This is a genomic window from Streptomyces sp. NPDC102441 (assembly GCF_044765585.1).
Lineage (GTDB): Bacteria > Actinomycetota > Actinomycetes > Streptomycetales > Streptomycetaceae > Streptomyces.
This window is the reverse complement of sequence record NZ_JBIWKH010000005.1, coordinates 280,270-296,317: the sequence shown is the minus strand read 5'-3', so window position 1 is coordinate 296,317 and position 16,048 is coordinate 280,270. Positions and strand designations below refer to the sequence as shown.

The 16,048-nt window shown below is 69.6% G+C and carries 16 protein-coding genes; 8 read left to right on the top strand and 8 right to left on the bottom strand.

The window, feature by feature from the left end:
- Positions 1-50: 50 nt before the first annotated feature.
- From ACIREO_RS12810 to ACIREO_RS12795, 4 genes are all read right to left on the bottom strand, one after another.
- Complete coding sequence (locus ACIREO_RS12810) at positions 51-497, bottom strand: MarR family winged helix-turn-helix transcriptional regulator (RefSeq protein ID WP_404108099.1); 447 nt, start codon at positions 495-497, stop codon at positions 51-53.
- Between the two features lie 87 nt (positions 498-584).
- Complete coding sequence (locus ACIREO_RS12805; protein ID WP_404108096.1) at positions 585-1,499, bottom strand: alpha/beta hydrolase fold domain-containing protein; 915 nt, start codon at positions 1,497-1,499, stop codon at positions 585-587.
- 89 nt (positions 1,500-1,588) lie between these two features.
- The gene (locus ACIREO_RS12800; RefSeq protein WP_404108094.1) at positions 1,589-2,149 is read right to left on the bottom strand and encodes a quercetin 2,3-dioxygenase; all 561 of its coding nucleotides are present in this window, start codon (positions 2,147-2,149) and stop codon (positions 1,589-1,591) included.
- Positions 2,150-2,261: 112 nt separating this feature from the next.
- Positions 2,262-2,993, bottom strand: coding sequence for a VOC family protein (locus ACIREO_RS12795; protein WP_404108091.1), 732 nt, complete (start codon positions 2,991-2,993; stop codon positions 2,262-2,264).
- 224 nt (positions 2,994-3,217) lie between these two features.
- Here ACIREO_RS12795 and ACIREO_RS12790 point away from each other — a divergent pair, with 224 nt between their 5' ends.
- The 7 genes from ACIREO_RS12790 to ACIREO_RS12760 all read left to right on the top strand — a co-directional run bounded on the left by ACIREO_RS12790 (position 3,218) and on the right by ACIREO_RS12760 (position 12,002).
- A complete protein-coding gene (locus ACIREO_RS12790) occupies positions 3,218-5,653 on the top strand; it encodes a GH92 family glycosyl hydrolase (RefSeq protein WP_404108089.1) in 2,436 nt (811 codons plus the stop codon).
- Positions 5,654-5,825: 172 nt separating this feature from the next.
- Entirely contained in the window at positions 5,826-8,537 is a 2,712-nt protein-coding gene (locus tag ACIREO_RS12785; protein ID WP_404108086.1) for a PA14 domain-containing protein, read from the top strand.
- Positions 8,538-8,819: 282 nt separating this feature from the next.
- Positions 8,820-9,554: an alpha/beta hydrolase gene (locus tag ACIREO_RS12780; protein WP_404108083.1), complete on the top strand. Its 735-nt coding sequence runs from the start codon at positions 8,820-8,822 to the stop codon at positions 9,552-9,554.
- Positions 9,555-9,765: 211 nt separating this feature from the next.
- Positions 9,766-10,290, top strand: a complete 525-nt coding sequence (locus ACIREO_RS12775; protein WP_404108080.1) for an O-acetyl-ADP-ribose deacetylase — start codon at positions 9,766-9,768, stop codon at positions 10,288-10,290.
- Positions 10,291-10,692: 402 nt separating this feature from the next.
- A complete protein-coding gene (locus ACIREO_RS12770) occupies positions 10,693-11,139 on the top strand; it encodes an SRPBCC domain-containing protein (RefSeq protein ID WP_404108077.1) in 447 nt (148 codons plus the stop codon).
- A complete protein-coding gene (locus tag ACIREO_RS12765; RefSeq protein ID WP_404108074.1) occupies positions 11,136-11,504 on the top strand; it encodes an ArsR/SmtB family transcription factor in 369 nt (122 codons plus the stop codon). The genes ACIREO_RS12770 and ACIREO_RS12765 overlap by 4 nt, the downstream gene beginning before the upstream one ends.
- A gap of 12 nt (positions 11,505-11,516) precedes the next feature.
- The gene (locus tag ACIREO_RS12760) at positions 11,517-12,002 is read left to right on the top strand and encodes a hypothetical protein (protein ID WP_404108072.1); all 486 of its coding nucleotides are present in this window, start codon (positions 11,517-11,519) and stop codon (positions 12,000-12,002) included.
- 269 nt (positions 12,003-12,271) lie between these two features.
- Here ACIREO_RS12760 and ACIREO_RS12755 read toward each other — a convergent pair whose 3' ends face one another.
- Together ACIREO_RS12755 and ACIREO_RS12750 are read right to left on the bottom strand one after the other, a co-directional pair.
- Positions 12,272-12,709: a VOC family protein gene (locus tag ACIREO_RS12755; RefSeq protein ID WP_404108069.1), complete on the bottom strand. Its 438-nt coding sequence runs from the start codon at positions 12,707-12,709 to the stop codon at positions 12,272-12,274.
- 192 nt (positions 12,710-12,901) lie between these two features.
- Positions 12,902-13,273, bottom strand: a complete 372-nt coding sequence (locus tag ACIREO_RS12750) for a winged helix-turn-helix transcriptional regulator (RefSeq protein ID WP_404108066.1) — start codon at positions 13,271-13,273, stop codon at positions 12,902-12,904.
- A gap of 93 nt (positions 13,274-13,366) precedes the next feature.
- Here ACIREO_RS12750 and ACIREO_RS12745 point away from each other — a divergent pair, with 93 nt between their 5' ends.
- Positions 13,367-14,206 (top strand): SDR family oxidoreductase, encoded by an 840-nt coding sequence (locus tag ACIREO_RS12745; RefSeq protein ID WP_404108063.1) that lies wholly within the window; start codon positions 13,367-13,369, stop codon positions 14,204-14,206.
- Positions 14,207-14,275: 69 nt separating this feature from the next.
- On the opposite strand, the gene ACIREO_RS12740 is transcribed toward ACIREO_RS12745, so the two are convergent.
- The gene (locus ACIREO_RS12740) at positions 14,276-14,965 is read right to left on the bottom strand and encodes an LLM class flavin-dependent oxidoreductase (RefSeq protein WP_404108061.1); all 690 of its coding nucleotides are present in this window, start codon (positions 14,963-14,965) and stop codon (positions 14,276-14,278) included.
- 286 nt (positions 14,966-15,251) lie between these two features.
- Entirely contained in the window at positions 15,252-15,998 is a 747-nt protein-coding gene (locus ACIREO_RS12735) for a translation initiation factor IF-2 (protein ID WP_404108058.1), read from the bottom strand.
- Positions 15,999-16,048: the final 50 nt, after the last annotated feature.

Here is a 16,048-nt window from a genome sequence, read left to right as displayed (position 1 = left end):
GTGACGGCGGGCCGTGCCCCTGCCGGGGTCACGGCCCGCTTGCCCGTGGTTCAGAGGCCGGGCGTCAGCAGGGGCGGTTCGCCCCAGGACCGCGTCAGGATGTCGCGCAGCAGCCCGGCCTGCGGACCGATGCGCTCGGCCAGGACGGCTTCTACTCGGGCGAGCATGATCTGTGCCCGCTCGTGTACCCGGGCACCTTCCGGGGTGGTACGGACGATCCGGGACCGGGCGGAGGACGGATCGGGCGTCTGCTCCAGCAGGCCCAGACCGATCAGGCTGTGCACCGCCTGGTGCGTCGTCTGACGGGTGACGCCCATCCGCCGCGCCAGCTCCGAGATCGAGGTGCCGTCCGGATCGAGCGCCGCGAAGACCGCGGCCTGCGCGGCGGTCACGGGCTGCTCACCGGCGGCGGTCATGCCTGCCAGCAGGGCGTCGTCGAACCAGCGCTTGGCTTCGCTGAGCAGCTGGGGCATGTTCGGTGCGGTGTCGGCGGTCATGGTTCCTCGATGTCAGGCGGAGCTCCGAGCATAACGACCGGCCGTGCCCCGTCCGGCACCTCCGCGTCCGTCGCCGCACGCCCGTGATCAGCGGGTACGCGCGCGGGTGAACTCCACGGAACGTTCGAAACACTCAGTGACCCGCTCGTCGGGAACACCCATCCACAGGTGCTGGGCTCCTTCGACCAGGTTCAGCTCCACGGGGACCCCCGCCTCCCGCAGCGCGTCGGCCAGCCGGACGCTCTGCCGGGTGGGGACGGCGGTGTCGGCGGTTCCGTGGAGGAGGAGGAAGGCAGGGGCCTGCGCGGTGACATGGGCCACCGGACTCGCCGCTCTCGCCCTCTCCGGGTCGGCGCCCGCCGCCGCTCCGAGGAGGCGCGCCTCATAGGTGGCCGGGTCGTCGGCGTCGTAGCCGCCCCCGTGGTCCTCGGCGAGGGCGACCAGATCACTGGGGACGTACCAGCACACGCAGCCGCTGACCGATTCGATGCCCTCGGCCCGTGCCGAGAGAGCGGCGTGGGCGGCCAGGTGGGCGCCCGCCGACTCCCCCCACAGGACGGTGCGGGACGCGTCCACGCCGAGTTCGTCCGCGCGGGTACGCAGCCAGCGCAGTGCGGAGGTGACGTCGTCCCGCTGGGCGGGGAAGTGCGCTTCGCCGCTGAGCCGGTAGTCGAGGCACGCCACGGCGAAGCCGGCCCGGACGAGACGGGCGAACGGTCCCGGCTGCCAGGAGCTGAAACGGGGCCCCATGCTGTCGCGCAGGCCGGTGTGCCACCCGCCGCCGTGCACGAACACGACGAGGGGGACACGGGCACCGGCGTCCTCCGGCAGCCATACGTCCAGCTCCAGCGCGCGGCGCCCCTCGAGCAGCTGGTAGACGGCTCCGCGCAGCAGCCTCACGCCGGGCTCCGGGCACGAGGGGTACGGCAGGGGAAGCGTGGCCGGGTCCGGCGGGGCCGGGGGCTGGAAACGGGCGGACGGAGTAGCGGGAGGCATGGGCATGGACCTGACTTCCGTTGGGCGCGAGCGGGGAGTGTCCTCGGAACGAGAGCCGGCGGAGCTTTTGGCGCGTCTGCCTGCGGGACGACCGGTCAGTCCTGGGTGCGCCACTGCTGACCGGGCATGAAGCGCACATCGAACCGCTGCGGCACCGTGCCGAACTTCTGCGGCTCGGGGACGTACGGCTCGCGTGGCAGGGTCAGTTCCTCCGTCGGTGTGCCGAGGTTCTCGAAGAAGCGCTCGAAGGTGCCGCCCGGACCCGCGGCCACCCCGATGATCTGGCTGTGGTGGCGCTCGATCCGGTATGCGTGCGGGCAGTTCTTGGGCACGAAGCCGAAGTCGCCGGTGGTCAGCAGCTTCTCGTACTGCTCGCCTTCCTGGTCCTCGACGAAGAGCCGGGCCGCGCCGCTGCCGATGTAGAAGACCTCGTAGGTGTCCGTGTGCAGGTGGGCGGGGATGATGTCGCCCTTCACCCCTTCGACCGTGAAGAAGTTGAAGGCGTTCTCGGTCTGCTCGCCACCGGCGTAGACAGTCACGAGATCACCGAAGAGGTGGGCCCGGTCGCCCATGCCCTTCTCGATGAAATACGGCTTGCCCGGCTCCGGGGGAATGTGGGAGCGGGTGCGGTACTGGGTGGCGTACTCCATGGTCATGGCGAACCTCCGGGGATCGGCTTCGACTGAAACGTCAGGCTACCTGACAGTTCTCTCGGAGTGAAGAGCGGACACTGTTCCCGCCCGAAGTGCCGGGCGGGACGGTCCGGCGCTACTTGCCCGTCGCAGGGTCACGCCCGGTGAGGCAGTAGATCCCGCCCGCCGGGTCCCGCATCACCGTCCACCCGTCGCCGTCGCGCACGAACTCGGCGCCGTGCCGCTCGTGATCTGCCCGGCCGGCCACCAGGTCGGAGCAGGCCAGATCCAGATGTGCCGAAGCGGGTCGGGGTTCGTCCAGGCGCTGGAGGAGCAGATGCACGGGCAGGTCCTCGGACGGGCGGAGCACATGGAACTCCCGGTGGACGCCAGGGCGTGCGTCCCAGCCGGTCAGCGCCGTCCAGAACGCGACCTCCGCGTCGAACACCGCCGGTGACACGTCGAGGCAGATCTGGTCCGGCCGGCTCGTGGTGCCGCCGGGGCAGGTGAAGACCGGCGGCCGCGTCCTCTGGCGGCGCCACGGCACGGCGCAGAAGGGCTGGCCGCCGGGGGAGCGCAGGACGGTCAGTTCCGGGTGCCGGGCCTCCTCGTCGGCTCCCAGCCGGCGGGCCCGTGCGGTGAAGGCCGCCATGTCCTCCACCGCCAGATCGGGATGAGCCCCGCCCGTCCCGCCCACCGCCTGGGTAACCAGGCAGGCGTCGGCTCCGTCCGGGAGCAGGGTGGTGAACTCGCCCGCCTCCCCCCAGGGCGCGGAGGCTCGGGTTCCGGTGACCGCGCTCCAGAAGTCGGCGGCGCGGCCGGCGGCTGGTGCGGGGCGGTCGATGAAGGCGTACGTCCAGCGGATCACGGTGCTCCTCTGCTGAGGCTCGGTGCGTCTCCTACCGGTCGTCATCGTGCCAGGGACCTGCTCCCGGGCCCCGTTCATCGCCCGTTCACCGGCCGGATCCGTCCGTGGCATTCCCTCGCACGTCATGGGGATCTACGCTCGGCGGCGAATCGATCAACGCTGCGGCGCCGTGGTCCGACGGTGTTGACAACGTTGTCTCTCCTCTGTCGGAGGTATCCGAGAACATGCCCTCCAGACCGTCCACGGCCCGGCGTCTCGCCGCACGGGCCGCCGCGATCGTCCTCACCGGCGCGCTGGCCGGCGCCGTCACGCCGCCGGCCGCCCAGGCCGAGGCGCCGGTCACGCGCCCCACCGCCTACGTGGACCCGATGATCGGCACGGCGAACGGCGGCAACACCTATCCCGGCGCCGTCCGTCCGTACGGCATGATCGCGTGGTCCCCGACCAGCACCACGGGCGACCAGACGAGCACCGGCGCGGCCAACGGTTACGAGTACGGGGTGACCCGGATGCGCGGGCTGAGCCTCACCCATGTCAACGGAGCCGGCTGCAATCCCGGCGCCGCGGGTGATGTGCCGATCATGCCGTTCGTCGGAGACGTCACCTCCTCGCCGTCCGCCGACACGAAGGACGCCGTCTACGCCTCGGGCTTCTCGCACGACAACGAGCGTGCCGTGGCAGGCCGTTACACCGTCGGCCTGGACTCCGGAGCCACCGCCGACCTGGCAGTGAGCGAGCGCGCGGGAGTGGCGGACTTCAGTTTCCCGGCGGACGAGCCCGCCAACCTGCTCTTCCGGGTGTCCAACTCCCTCAACGGCAGCGAGGACGCCGAGATCGAGATCGACACCGCGCACCGCAAGGTGACCGGTTCGGTTCTCACCGGCGCGTTCTGCGGCCGGCGTGCCAACGGCGGCACCAACAACCGCAAGAGCTACTACCGGCTCTACTTCAGTGCCTCCTTCGACCGTGCCTTCTCGACCACGGGCACCTGGCGTGACGGCACCCTGGCCCCGGGCGCCACCAGCGGAAGCGGGGGAGAGGGATACGCCACCGGTGCGGACCGCGCCGGGCGGGGTTCCGGCGGCTGGGTCGGCTTCGACACCGCGGCCGACGACGACGTGCGTATGCGGATCGGGATCTCCTACGTCAGCCAGGCCGGCGCCGAGGCCAACCTCCGCGGGGAGATCGCGCCGAGGGCGAGCGTCGACGACGTGGCGAGGGCGGGATCCGCCGCCTGGGACCGCGAGCTGGCCTCCGCGCGTATCGGCGGCGGCAGCGACGCGCAGCGCACCTCGTTCTACACCGCGCTGTACCACTCGCTGATGCAGCCGAATCTGATCAGCGACAGGGACGGCCGCTACCCGGGAATGGACGGGAAGCCGCACCGGGTGACGCGCGGTCAGAAGGCGCAGTACAGCAACTTCTCCGGCTGGGACCAGTACCGTGCTCAGATCCAGCTCCTCGCCCTCCTCAAACCCAGGATCGCGGGCGACTTCGCCCAGTCGCTCTACAACTTCGCCCGGCAGAACGACGGCGTCTGGGACCGCTGGGTGCATGTCAACGGTGCCACGCATGTGATGACGGGCGACCCCACGGCCGCCACCCTCGCCACGTTCTACGCGATGGGTGTACGCAACTTCGACTACGACGGGGCCTTCGAATCCCTGGCCCGGCAGGCCACGGTGCCCCACCCCGACGGCCTCTCCGACGCGGGATGCCCCGGCCAGTGCACCGGCCAGCGGCCCAATCTCGCCCAGTACCTGGAGTCCCACTACGCCGCCCAGGACGTCTGCCGCTGCTGGGGCGGCGCCGCCGAGACCCTGGAGGACTCGGTCGCCGACGCGGCACTCGGCCGATGGGCCCGGATGCTCGGACGTGACGAGGAGGCCGACGCCTTCGAGGAGCGCGGTCTCTGGTGGCGCAACGTGTTCAACCCCGAGGCCACCGACGGTGCCGGGACCAGCGGCTACATCCAGGCACGCGACCTCGACGGCTCCTGGGTGACCCCTTTCAGCCCGGGCAGTGACCTGGGCTTCGCGCAGGGCACCAGCGCCACGTACACCTGGATGGTCCCGCAGGACGTGCAGGGGCTTGCCGAGGCCATGGGCGGCCGGGACGTGGCGGCGAAGCGGCTGGACGGCTTCTTCCACAAGGCCGACGGCTCCTGGTCGGTCAAGGGCGGCGACGCGCTGCGCTACGACCCGACGAACGAGCCCGGCATACACGCCCCCTGGCTCTACAACGCGCTGGGACAGCCGTGGAAGACCCAGGAGACCGTACGGGAGATCGTGAACACCGTCTACGGCACAGGCCCGCGAGGCCTGCCCGGCAATGACGACCTCGGCACGATGTCGGCCTGGTACGTCTTCTCGGCACTCGGCCTCTACCCGCAGACGCCCGGCAGCGCCACGATGCTGCTCGGAGCGCCGCTGTTCCCGTCCGCGGTGCTGCACAGGGCGCAGGGCGGGGACATCCGCATCAGCGCCCCGGGGGCCGATGCGACACATCCGTACATCGACGCGGTGAAGGTCGACGGGCGGACGGCCGACAGGTCGTGGACGGACGCCGGGCTGGTCACCCGTGGAGGGACGCTGACCTACCGGCTCGCCGACAGGCCGAACACGTCCTGGGCCACGGGACCTGCGGGTCTTCCGCAGTAACAGAGCAACTGGCCCGGGTGCGGAGCCCGGTGGACGGCGCGATGCCGCCCGCCGGGCTTCGCATGTCCTGTGGGCGGAGCGATGGGCCCACTAATTTTCTATCGTTGAAAATTCTGTGTGCACGACCGTTGTCAGGTGTTTGGGGCTGTGGCTCAATGTTCGACTATGTGCAGTGCTCCGTGGTCCGGGGCACTTCGGCTTCTTCGACGAGGACGACGCCTTGATACGACAACTAGCCCGCCCCCGAACTCTCCTGAGATCGCTCGCCTGTACGGCGGCGCTGCTGCTCCCTCTCGGGGCCACCCTGGTCCCGGCCGCCGCGGCTCCCGCAGCCGCTCCCGCCGATGGAGCCGCCACGGCCTCGGCGTTCGTGAAGGACGACCCGTCCACCGAGGTGCACGGTCTCAAGGGCGAGTACTTCGCCATGTCGGCCCCGGGCGCCCGCGACTTCGCCGAACTCGGCGCGACCGCGCTCGACCCGGACATCAACTTCCCCGGGCTGACCGGTGCCTTCGAATCGGCCACCGGAAAGACCGAGCACACCACCGCCCGCTGGACGGGGCAGATCGAGGCCCCGGAGACCGGCGACTACACCTTCGCCGCCATCGGTGACAACGGCTTCCGGCTCTTCATCGACGACAAGGCGGTCATCGACCACTGGGAGCCCGACTGGGACAAGGAGCAGACCAGCGCTCCGGTCGCCCTGAAGGCCGGGGAGCAGCACACGTTCCGGCTGGAGATGTTCCAGGACACCGGCGGGGCGAACATGTTCCTGCGCTGGTCGAGCGCGAAGCTGGCCAAGCAGATCGTGCCCGATTCGGCCTTCACCCCGCCGTCCGACTTCGAGGTCTACCCGGTCGGGCTGAGCGTCGCCGAGAGCGGTCTGAAGCTGCAGGCGACCTTCGACCACGAGGTCAGCGGCGTCCAGGACGTCAAGGACCACCTCGCCATCGAGGCGGACACGACTCCGATGCCGGTGAAGTCGGTCGTCAGGGCGTCGGACAACCGCAATGCGGTCGTCGTCACCCTGGGCGCTGCCGTCCAGAAGGGCCAGCAGGTCAAGGTCGTCTACGACGGTGAGGGTGGCCTCAAGAACGGCGACGAGACCGTCCCGGAGATCAGCCGCAGGGCGACGAATCTCTCCGCCCACCGGCTGACCACGCCGTGGGGTGACAAGGTCAACCCCAAGAACCCGTTGCCCGAGTACCCCCGCCCGCAGCAGGTGCGCGACGACTGGAAGAACCTCAACGGGCCGTGGGAGTTCGCGGGAGCCACCGCGGACGAGAAGCCGGTCTTCGGTAAGAAGCTCGACGAGCGCATCACCGTGCCCTACCCCGTCGAGTCACAGCTCTCCGGACTCGAGCGCCACGAAGACCACATGTTCTACCGCAAGCTCGTCACCGTGCCCAGGAGCTGGTCGGTCGGCAAGCGGAGCAGCGACGACCGGCTGAAGCTCAACTTCGGTGCCGTCGACTACCAGGCGCAGGTCTGGGTCAACGGCAAGAAGGTCGCCGAGCACACCGGCGGCTACACCGCCTTCAGCGCCGACATCACCGGCGCCCTCAAGGGCAACGGCCCCCAGGAGATCGTCGTCGCGGTCACCGACACCACCGGAGCCGACCAGCCCACGGGCAAGCAGTCCTCGAACCCCAGCGGCATCTTCTACACCGCCTCCTCCGGCATCTGGCAGACCGTCTGGATGGAGCCGGTCGCTCCGGCCGCCGTCGACTCCCTGACGACCACACCCGACATCGACAAGGGCCGGCTCGCCGTGACGGTCAACTCCGAGGACGCCTCGAAGTCCGCCCGCGTCACCGCTGTCGCCCGCGACAAGAAGGGCAAGGTCGTCGGCACCGTCACCGGCGCCGCCAACAGCGAGCTGAGCCTGCCGGTCGCCAAGCAGCACCTGTGGACCCCGGACGACCCCTACCTGTACGACCTGGAGATCACTCTCAAGGACGGCCGTTCCAAGGACACCGTCGACAGCTACTTCGGCATGCGCTCCTTCGACGTCGCCGAGGTCGGGGGCTACCAGAAGCTGGTGCTCAACGGAAAGCCGTTCTTCTCCCTCGCCCAGCTCGACCAGGGCTTCTACCCCGACGGCCTGAACACGGCGCCCAGCGACGACGCACTGGTCTTCGACCTGAAGGCGCAGAAGGACCTCGGCTTCAACTCCGTCCGCAAGCACATCAAGGTGGAGCCCGCCCGCTGGTACTACCACGCCGACCAGCTGGGTCTCCTGGTGTGGCAGGACTTCGTCTCCGGCAACCTCACGGGCGAGAAGGGCCAGAAGGCCTTCCTCGACCAGGGTGCCGAGATGATGGAGCAGCTGCACAACTACCCCTCCATCGGTGCCTGGATCGTCTTCAACGAGGGCTGGGGTGAGTGGGACCGTACCGAGACCGGAAAGATCGCCGAGAAGGTCCAGGCCGCCGACCCCTCCCGGGTCGTCAACGCTCACAGCGGTGTCAACTGCTGTGACTCCAAGGGCGATTCCGGCAAGGGTGACATCATCGACCACCACGACTACAACAACACCGACCCGGCGTCCCCGGACGCCACCCGCGCCGCGATGGACGGTGAGCACGGCGGCTTCACCCTGCGGATGCCCGGAAACATGTGGCCCGGTGCCCCCGCCGCGATCTACAGCGGCGTCGCGGACAAGGACGCCCTGACCGCCAAGTACGTCGAGAACACCCGGACGTACTACCTGGAGGCCGCCGGTGCCCATCTCTCCGGCTCGATCTACACCCAGGTGACCGACCTGGAGAACGAGCTCAACGGTCTCTGGACGTACGACCGCCGGGAGATCAAGGTCGACCCCGCCAAGGTGCGGGAGATCAACCAGGAGGTCATCGCGGCCGGCGCGGCCGCGGGCCAGTAGAAGGCAGCACCTCGCAGAACCGCTCCCGGCAGTGTGCGCACGCGCCGCACTGCCGGGAGCTCCGGGCTGCCGCACCGGGCCGCACACCCCATCAAGGGTGGGCTAAAACCGTTTGGCGGACGAGGGCGGCCGCTGCTAAATTCCCGGAGACCGTGCGAGAGACCGAGGAGGTGGTACCCGTGAACGCAGTATCGACATGGGTGCTCTCCTCCGGGGTCACGGTCGGGCGATAGACAGATCGTCCGGGAGCGCCGTTCCAGTGCACTCCCGAAAGGCACGACTATGCATTTCACTTCCGAGCAGCGCCTCGACGACGGCGTCCTCGAACGCGAATTCACCCTCGGTGAGATCCCTGGCATCCTCTGGACACCCGCGTCCACATCGGCACCGTTTCCTCTGATCCTGCTCGGCCACCCTGCACTCGGGCTGCGCAAGATGTACCCCCGACTGCTGGGCCGGGCCCGGCACTCCGCGGCGGAGGGCATCGCCACGGCCACCATCGAGCTCCCCGGAAGCGGCGACCGGCCCCGTTGGCCCGCCGCCGAGCAGGCGCGCGCCGACCTGCGCCGGGCGATGGGGGCCGGCGATCCGGTCAGTGACGAGATCGTCGACGCCCTCGTCCTCCCTCTGGTCGACAAGGCGGTCCCTGAATGGCAGGCCGCCCTGGACGCCCTCCTTTCGCTGCCCGAGATCGGCGGCCCCGTCGGGTACTCGGGGGGAGTGATCTCCATCGGCATCCGGCTTGCGGTCGTCGAGCCACGCATCGTGGCCGCCGGTCTCTTCGCCGGGAGTTTCGTGCCTCGCGCCATGTTCGAGGAGGCCCGGCAGGTCACCATTCCCCTGCACGTCCTGCTGCAGTGGGACGACGAGGGGAACGACCGGCAGGCGGCCCTGGACCTGTTCGACGCCTTCAGCTCCAAGGAGAAATCCCTGCACGCCAACATGGGCGGGCACACCGGCGTCCCGCAGTTCGCGGGGGACGCCGCGGCACAGTTCTTCACCCGACATCTGAAGTGATGCCGGGCGGTCGGACCGGTAGCGGACGGTAGCTGATGCCGTCGGCATGCCGCTCATCGAGGACAGGCCCCGGCCTTCCGCGGCTCTCCTGCACCGTGGGCCCCTGCTGAACTCTCGGCAGGGGCCCACGCTGGTGGATCAGCTGTCGACCGGCTGCGCCTGTGACAGCCGTGGCCCCGCGTCCCCCGCCGACAGACGGCAGTATGGCCGAATGACGACACGACCGACGCTCACCCTCGTACACGGGGACATCACCGAGCAGCACGCCGACGTCCTGGTCAACGCCGCCAACTCCTCACTCCTCGGCGGCGGTGGGGTGGACGGCGCGATCCACCGGCGTGGCGGGCCCGAGATCCTCGCCGCCTGCCGTGATCTGCGGGCCTCGCACTACGGCAAGGGGCTGCCGACCGGGCAGGCGGTGGCGACGACGGCCGGCCGGCTGCATGCGAAGCACGTCGTCCACACGGTGGGCCCGGTCTGGTCGCGCACACAGGACCGCTCCGCGTTGCTGGCCTCCTGCTACCGGGAGTCCCTGCGGGTGGCATCCGAGCTGGGAGCCCGGACGGTTGCTTTTCCCGCGATCTCGACGGGCATCTACGGCTGGCCGCTCGACGACGGGGCCAGGATCGCCGTACGTACGGTCCGCGAGGCAGCGCTCCCTCCGGTCACCGAGGTCCGGTTCGTGCTCTTCGACGAGGAGGCGTACGCCCGCTTCGAGCAGGCGCTGACGGCGTAGGCAAGGGCCTCCCGCTCCAGCACTCGAGCGCGGCGTCAACGGCACACATCAACCGGCGATCAGATGATCCGCTGGTCCGAGAGGTGCCGTCGGCAGTGCGCAGTCCGACAACCAATGTGCTCCACGCGCCTGCCCGCGCTGACCCCGATTCCTCGTGGTTCTGCTCGTGCCGGGCGTCCTCGGAAGCGGTCGAGCAGCAGGCCGGCGGCGGCCGCGGCGATGTCCCGGGTGGCGGCCGTCGGCGGCGCGAGTGAACCCGGAGTACACGGCGCCGGCCAACGATGAGCGCCTGGGGCAACCGGTTGAAGAGACGCCCGGCCGAGGTGCAACCCCTGGGTTGCACCTTGAAGGTCGATGTGCAACTCTGGGGTTGCATCCGATGTGACGGTGAAGGAGTCCCTCATGAGCGAGGACCGGATCGAAAGCGAAACCCTGATCGCGGCACCCCTGGAGCGGGTCTGGTCACTGGTGGCCCAACCCGGGTTCTGGGTGGCCGACAAGGCGAGCCTGCCCGGCACCGTGGCCAAGGAAGGCGAGTCGATGACGGCGAGGAACGCCGAGCACGGCGACTTTCCGGTGCGCGTGGAGAAGGTCGAGCCGCCCACGTATTTGGCGTATCGCTGGACCAGCGCGTTCCCCGGAGAGGAACTGCGCGAGGGCAACAGCACCCTCGTGGAGTTCACGCTGACCCAGGAAGGGGACCGGACGCGGCTGCGCGTCGTCGAGAGCGGGTTCGCGGCGCTGGCCGGGTCCGAGGAGCTGCGCGGTCAGACCCTGAAGGACCACACCGGAGGCTGGCCCCTGGAGCTCGGCGCGCTCAAGACACGCGCCGAACAGCCCTCCACGTGACGGAAGAACGTCCCGGCGTCACCGAGGTCGTCGACAGCGTCCTCGGTGCGCTGGCCGACCCGACACGACGTCAACTGCTCGACGTGCTCGCCGCACAGGGCGAGGCCACTGCCACGACGCTCGCCGAACGACTTCCCGTCTCGCGGCAGGCCGTGGTCAAGCACCTCGCCGTCCTGGATGCCGCCGGGCTGGTTTCCGGCGGCCGGGTCGGACGCGAGGTGCGGTATGCAGTGCGGCCCGCGGCGCTGGACACGACGGCACGGTGGATGGCCTCGCTCACGGCCTACTGGGACCGGCGGTTGGCGAACATCAAACGCGTCGCCGAGGCAGCGGAGCGGGATTCAAGTTCGACACGCCCCGAATGAAGGAAGCACGCTATGGACACGACAGCACTTCGCAGCGCCTACGACAGGTTGCTCGACGCGGCGGCCACCCCCGACCTCGGCGACGCGGACGACGGAGGATGGAACGCCGACCAGATACTGGCCCATCTCCTCAGCGTCGACGCCTCGATCGCAGCGGTTGCTCTGGACATCGTCGCCGGCTCGCGGCCCACCTTCGACAACCGGATCTCCCTCGACACCTGGAACCTTGACCGGATCATCACCGAGCACTCAGGTCGGCCGGACCTGATTGATCATGTCCGGAGCCAGGCCACCGTCCTGTGCGACATCGCCGATCAGCTCAACGAGGAAGCCGCCTCGGTTCTGGTGCCGTCGCTCCTCCTGTCCAATGACGCACTCGTGCTGGACCAGCCGATTCCGCTGGCAAGCCTCATCGACGGCCTCACCGAAGACCACGTGCCCGTGCATGCGCAACAGCTCCTCGATCTTCGCATCGCCGTCCCTGGACACGCCGCCTGAAAACGGCGAACGACCTCGTTCTGGTTTCCTTGCCAGTGAACCCAGTCGTACGGGGCGAGGGAGGGGGAGGCCGAGTGGCCGTACCGCCCGGGGCAATTTTGCGGGGACTTACGTCGAGCTGTCGTACGTGGACGCTGTACGTGAGCGACGGCGGCGCCCGCTGCTCGACTGCGTGAGTGACGACGCTGCGTCAGAGGTGCCTTCCACAGGTGGAGTCGCGGAACGCGGTCAGTGGTTCGCCCGGATCCGGTCCACCGCTCGGGCGTGCGTCAGTTCTTCTTCAGCTCCTCGGCGAGCATCACCAGGATGCCGCTGGGACCCCGGACGTACGTGAGCTTGTAGATGTCCTCATAGGTCGCCACACCGCGAAGTGGATGGCATCCGTGCTTTGCGGCTGTCTCAAGGGCTTTGTCGATGTCGTCGACCGAGAAGGCGACGCGATGCATGCCGATCTCGTTGGGAAGAGTGGGGTCCGTCTCGATCGCTTCGGGGTGGATGTACTCGAAGAGCTCAAGGCGACCGTGACCGTCCGGCGTCTGGAGCATCGCGATGTTGGCGTGGTTGCCGTCGAGGCCGACGGCGGTGTCGGTCCACTCACCACTGACCGTGTCACGGCCGACGACCGTGAGGCCGAGGTCGGTGAAGAAGGAAATCGTCGCTTCGAGGTCACGAACGGCGATGCCGACGTTCTCAAGTTTGATGGCCATGCTTCGCATGCTACCGAGCGGGACCGACATGCTTCCGGCGACGACGCAGCCGAGGGCGCCGTCGCGGCCGACCGTGACCTGTCCACCGGCGTGCGGAACGTGGCCTGCTTCTGCTGTCCAACTCGGCCGTGTGCGGCCGCACCTGCTCGATCACGCCCGCGAGTCCATCGGCGAGGTCCAGCCGGTACCGCGCTATCCCGCGCTGCGCGGCGACAGCTGCCGTGTGATCCGGTCGAACAGCTCGGTCAGCGGTTCGCTGACGTCCCGGCCGAACTCGGTCAGCCCGTAGGTGACCTGAGGCGGCGTCGTCGGCTCGACCTCCCGCCAGACCAGGTCGTCCTGGACCATTGCACGCAGTGTCTGGGCGAGCATCTTCTCGCTGACGCCCTGGATGCTCTCACGTAGCTCGTAGAACCGGAGGTCATTGCTCCGCAACGAGATCAGCACCCAGGCGCCCCACTTGCTGGTCACGTGGTCGACCACATCGCGTGCAGGGCAGCCGGTGTGAAACACGTCATACCTCTTCACCGCCTCGGCCTGCCTGTACTGCACGCTTCCCGTCATGGCATGAGCTTACCTCGAGGTACGTCCTTACCAAAAGTTAGCCCACGCTCCTAACGTCAGGGCCACAGAGCACAATCCGACAAGGAGCTGATCATGATCGTAGTAACCGGGGCCACCGGCAACATCGGACGCCCGTTGACGCAGGCGCTGGCCGACGCGGGCCAGCAGGTGACGGCTGTGTCACGGCACACGGCGGCGGTGCCGAACGGCGTCCGCCACGTGGTGGCCGATCTGGCGAAGCCGGCCGACCTCAAGCCCGCCCTGGCCGGGGCGGAGTCGCTGTTCCTGCTGCTCTCCGGCGACCTGCACGCCACTGGAGCCAACCCCGCCGACATCATCGGTGAAGCTGCGGCCGGCGGAGTCCGTCGGGTCGTCCTGCTCTCCACGCTGGGCGTGGTGACCAGGCCCTCCGGCCAGACACGGGTCGCGATGCGCGCACTGGAGGACACGCTGCGGGAGTCCGGTCTGGAATGGGTCATCCTGAGGCCGGGCGGCTTCGCCTCCAACGCCCTGTGGTGGGCCGAGTCCGTCCGCGCACAACAGGTCGTCGCCGCGCCCTTCGGCGACATCGGTGTGCCGATCATCGACCCGGCGGACATCGCCGAGGTCGCGGCAGCCGGCCTGCTGGATGACCGGCACACCGGCGGCGTCTACGAGCTGACCGGCCCGGAAGTCATCACTCCGCGCCGGCAGGCGGCGGCCATCGCCGCCGCGCTGGGCTCGCCCGTGAGGTTTCACGAGCTCACCCGCGAGGAGGCGAAGACCGCCATGAGTCAGAGCATGCCGGCGGAGCTCGCCGACGACACTCTGGACATCCTCGGCTCCCCGAGCCCGGCCGAGCTGCGCGTCAGCCCGGACGTCCAGGAGGTTCTCGGTCGCGCTCCGCGCTCCTTCGCCGACTGGGCCGCCCGCAATGTCGCCGCGTTCCGCTGAGACCGCAGCGGTTCCACGCCGCCGTCACAGGACGTCGGTGAGGCGGTCCGCCTGGTCCGGATCGAGGCCTCAGCAGTGGAGCATGACCTCGTCGGCGCCGAGGTCGGTGAAGCCGGCGATCGCATCGCGGATCTCGGCCGGCGTGGTGAGCATCCCGGCCACCATCCGGTCGGCCATGCCGGTGTAGGTGTAGTACGCGTGCATGTCGGCCTGGGCCTCGTGGACCACGTCGTCCGGGCCGAGCGCGACGTTGACCTGCGCGACGATGCGCGGTTCACCGTCGCGCTCGTACTCCTTCCAGAACCTGCGGGCGGTCTCGAAAAGGCAGACGGCCCATGAGGGCGGCGCGGCGGCGAGGAAGCCGTCGCCCCAGCGCGCGACCCGTTCGATCGCGGCGGGCTTGAAGCCATCGAAGAGAACCTCGGGGCGGCCGGGCCGTGCGGGAGCAGGACCGATCGGGCCGCTTCCGTCGCCGTACGGCTCGCCGGACCACAGGCGGCCACCGGTCATCCGGTCCAAGGTGGCGGCCTGCCTGGCGAGGAGGGCGGTGTCGCGAAGCGGGGCGAGCAGCACCTCGGTCTGGACACGGATGCGGGAGGTGGCGCCCGTGAGAACGGCGAGTGCGACCAGGGGCTCAGGGTTGGCGTAGACGAGCCGGTCGAGCAGGCCGAGTGTGCTGAACGGCCCTGCGTCAGCGCGCTGCGCCAAGGTGAGCAGGGTGGCAGGGTCGCCGATGGGCAGGCCGATACCGACGTTCATGGAGGAAACCTCCGAAGGGAAGGGCCGACAAGGACTGTCGCCCCTCCGGCACCTCGGAGAGGTGGGACGCTCCCGCTCCGTGGCGTGCTTCTGGGGAACGTCTCGTTGAAGTGCTCTCACACCAGGGCGGGCCGGCTCGATGGGGCAAGCCGTTTCGGGCCGGCTCATGCCCCGGCGGTTACGGGCCGGCTCTGTGCACGCGAGCCGGCTCCGGCTCACTGTCCGCGGAGGTCTGACCGACCGTGGGGCACCCGGATCCGTGGCCCGGGAGAGCCGGGGCGCCCGTTCAGTGCGGTGCCGGTGCCGGTGCCGGTGCCCGGATCAGGGCGTTCTCGACGGTGCAACCGCCCTCTCCGGGCATCCGCTGGATCCGGGACGGGACCCACACCTCGGTGGCGCCGGGGCCCACACGGGCAAGAAGGCAGTCCTGCGGGTCGAAATGGTTGCCCTTCACCGAAAGAAGAACGCCGACCCGGCCGCCGTCCGCCTTCATCTCTGTACGGATCGCCGGATCCAGATCAAGGGCGGCGAGCGTACGGCGCACCTCGGCCTCGTCCACCCGGCCGCCCTCCGGCACCCGGGGAAGTCGCGCTCGGAGCTCCTCGTACGGCAGTCGGGGCGGTTCGGGTGGCGGGGAGAAGATCAGCGCGGGGCCGTCAGGGCACTCCACGTCACGGGGATCCTCACGCCACTTCGACTTGGGCGACACCCGCACCGAGAAACAGCGCCGCACGGTGACCTCCTCGACGTCGAACCACCCGTTGTACGCCGAGCCGGACGTGCGGACGACGACATCGATGCCGTCCCCGTCGTGTGTCGAGGTACCCGTCACCCGCAGTACCTCCACCCCGTCGAGGCCGGAGGCGGAGCGCCCGACCTCCTCCGCCGTGCGCGGACGCTGGCTGTGGAGCCGCTCGCCCGCATGCCTGGCCACCCCCCGAGCGGCGTCCGTCGCCTCGCCCGCGGAGGACTGCACCACTCCGCATCCGGCAGCGAACAGCAACAACGGGGCGAGCAGCAGCAGTCGGCGCATGCGCACACCTTTCCGGTGCCGCGCGAGGCGGGCAACCACTCACGTACTCA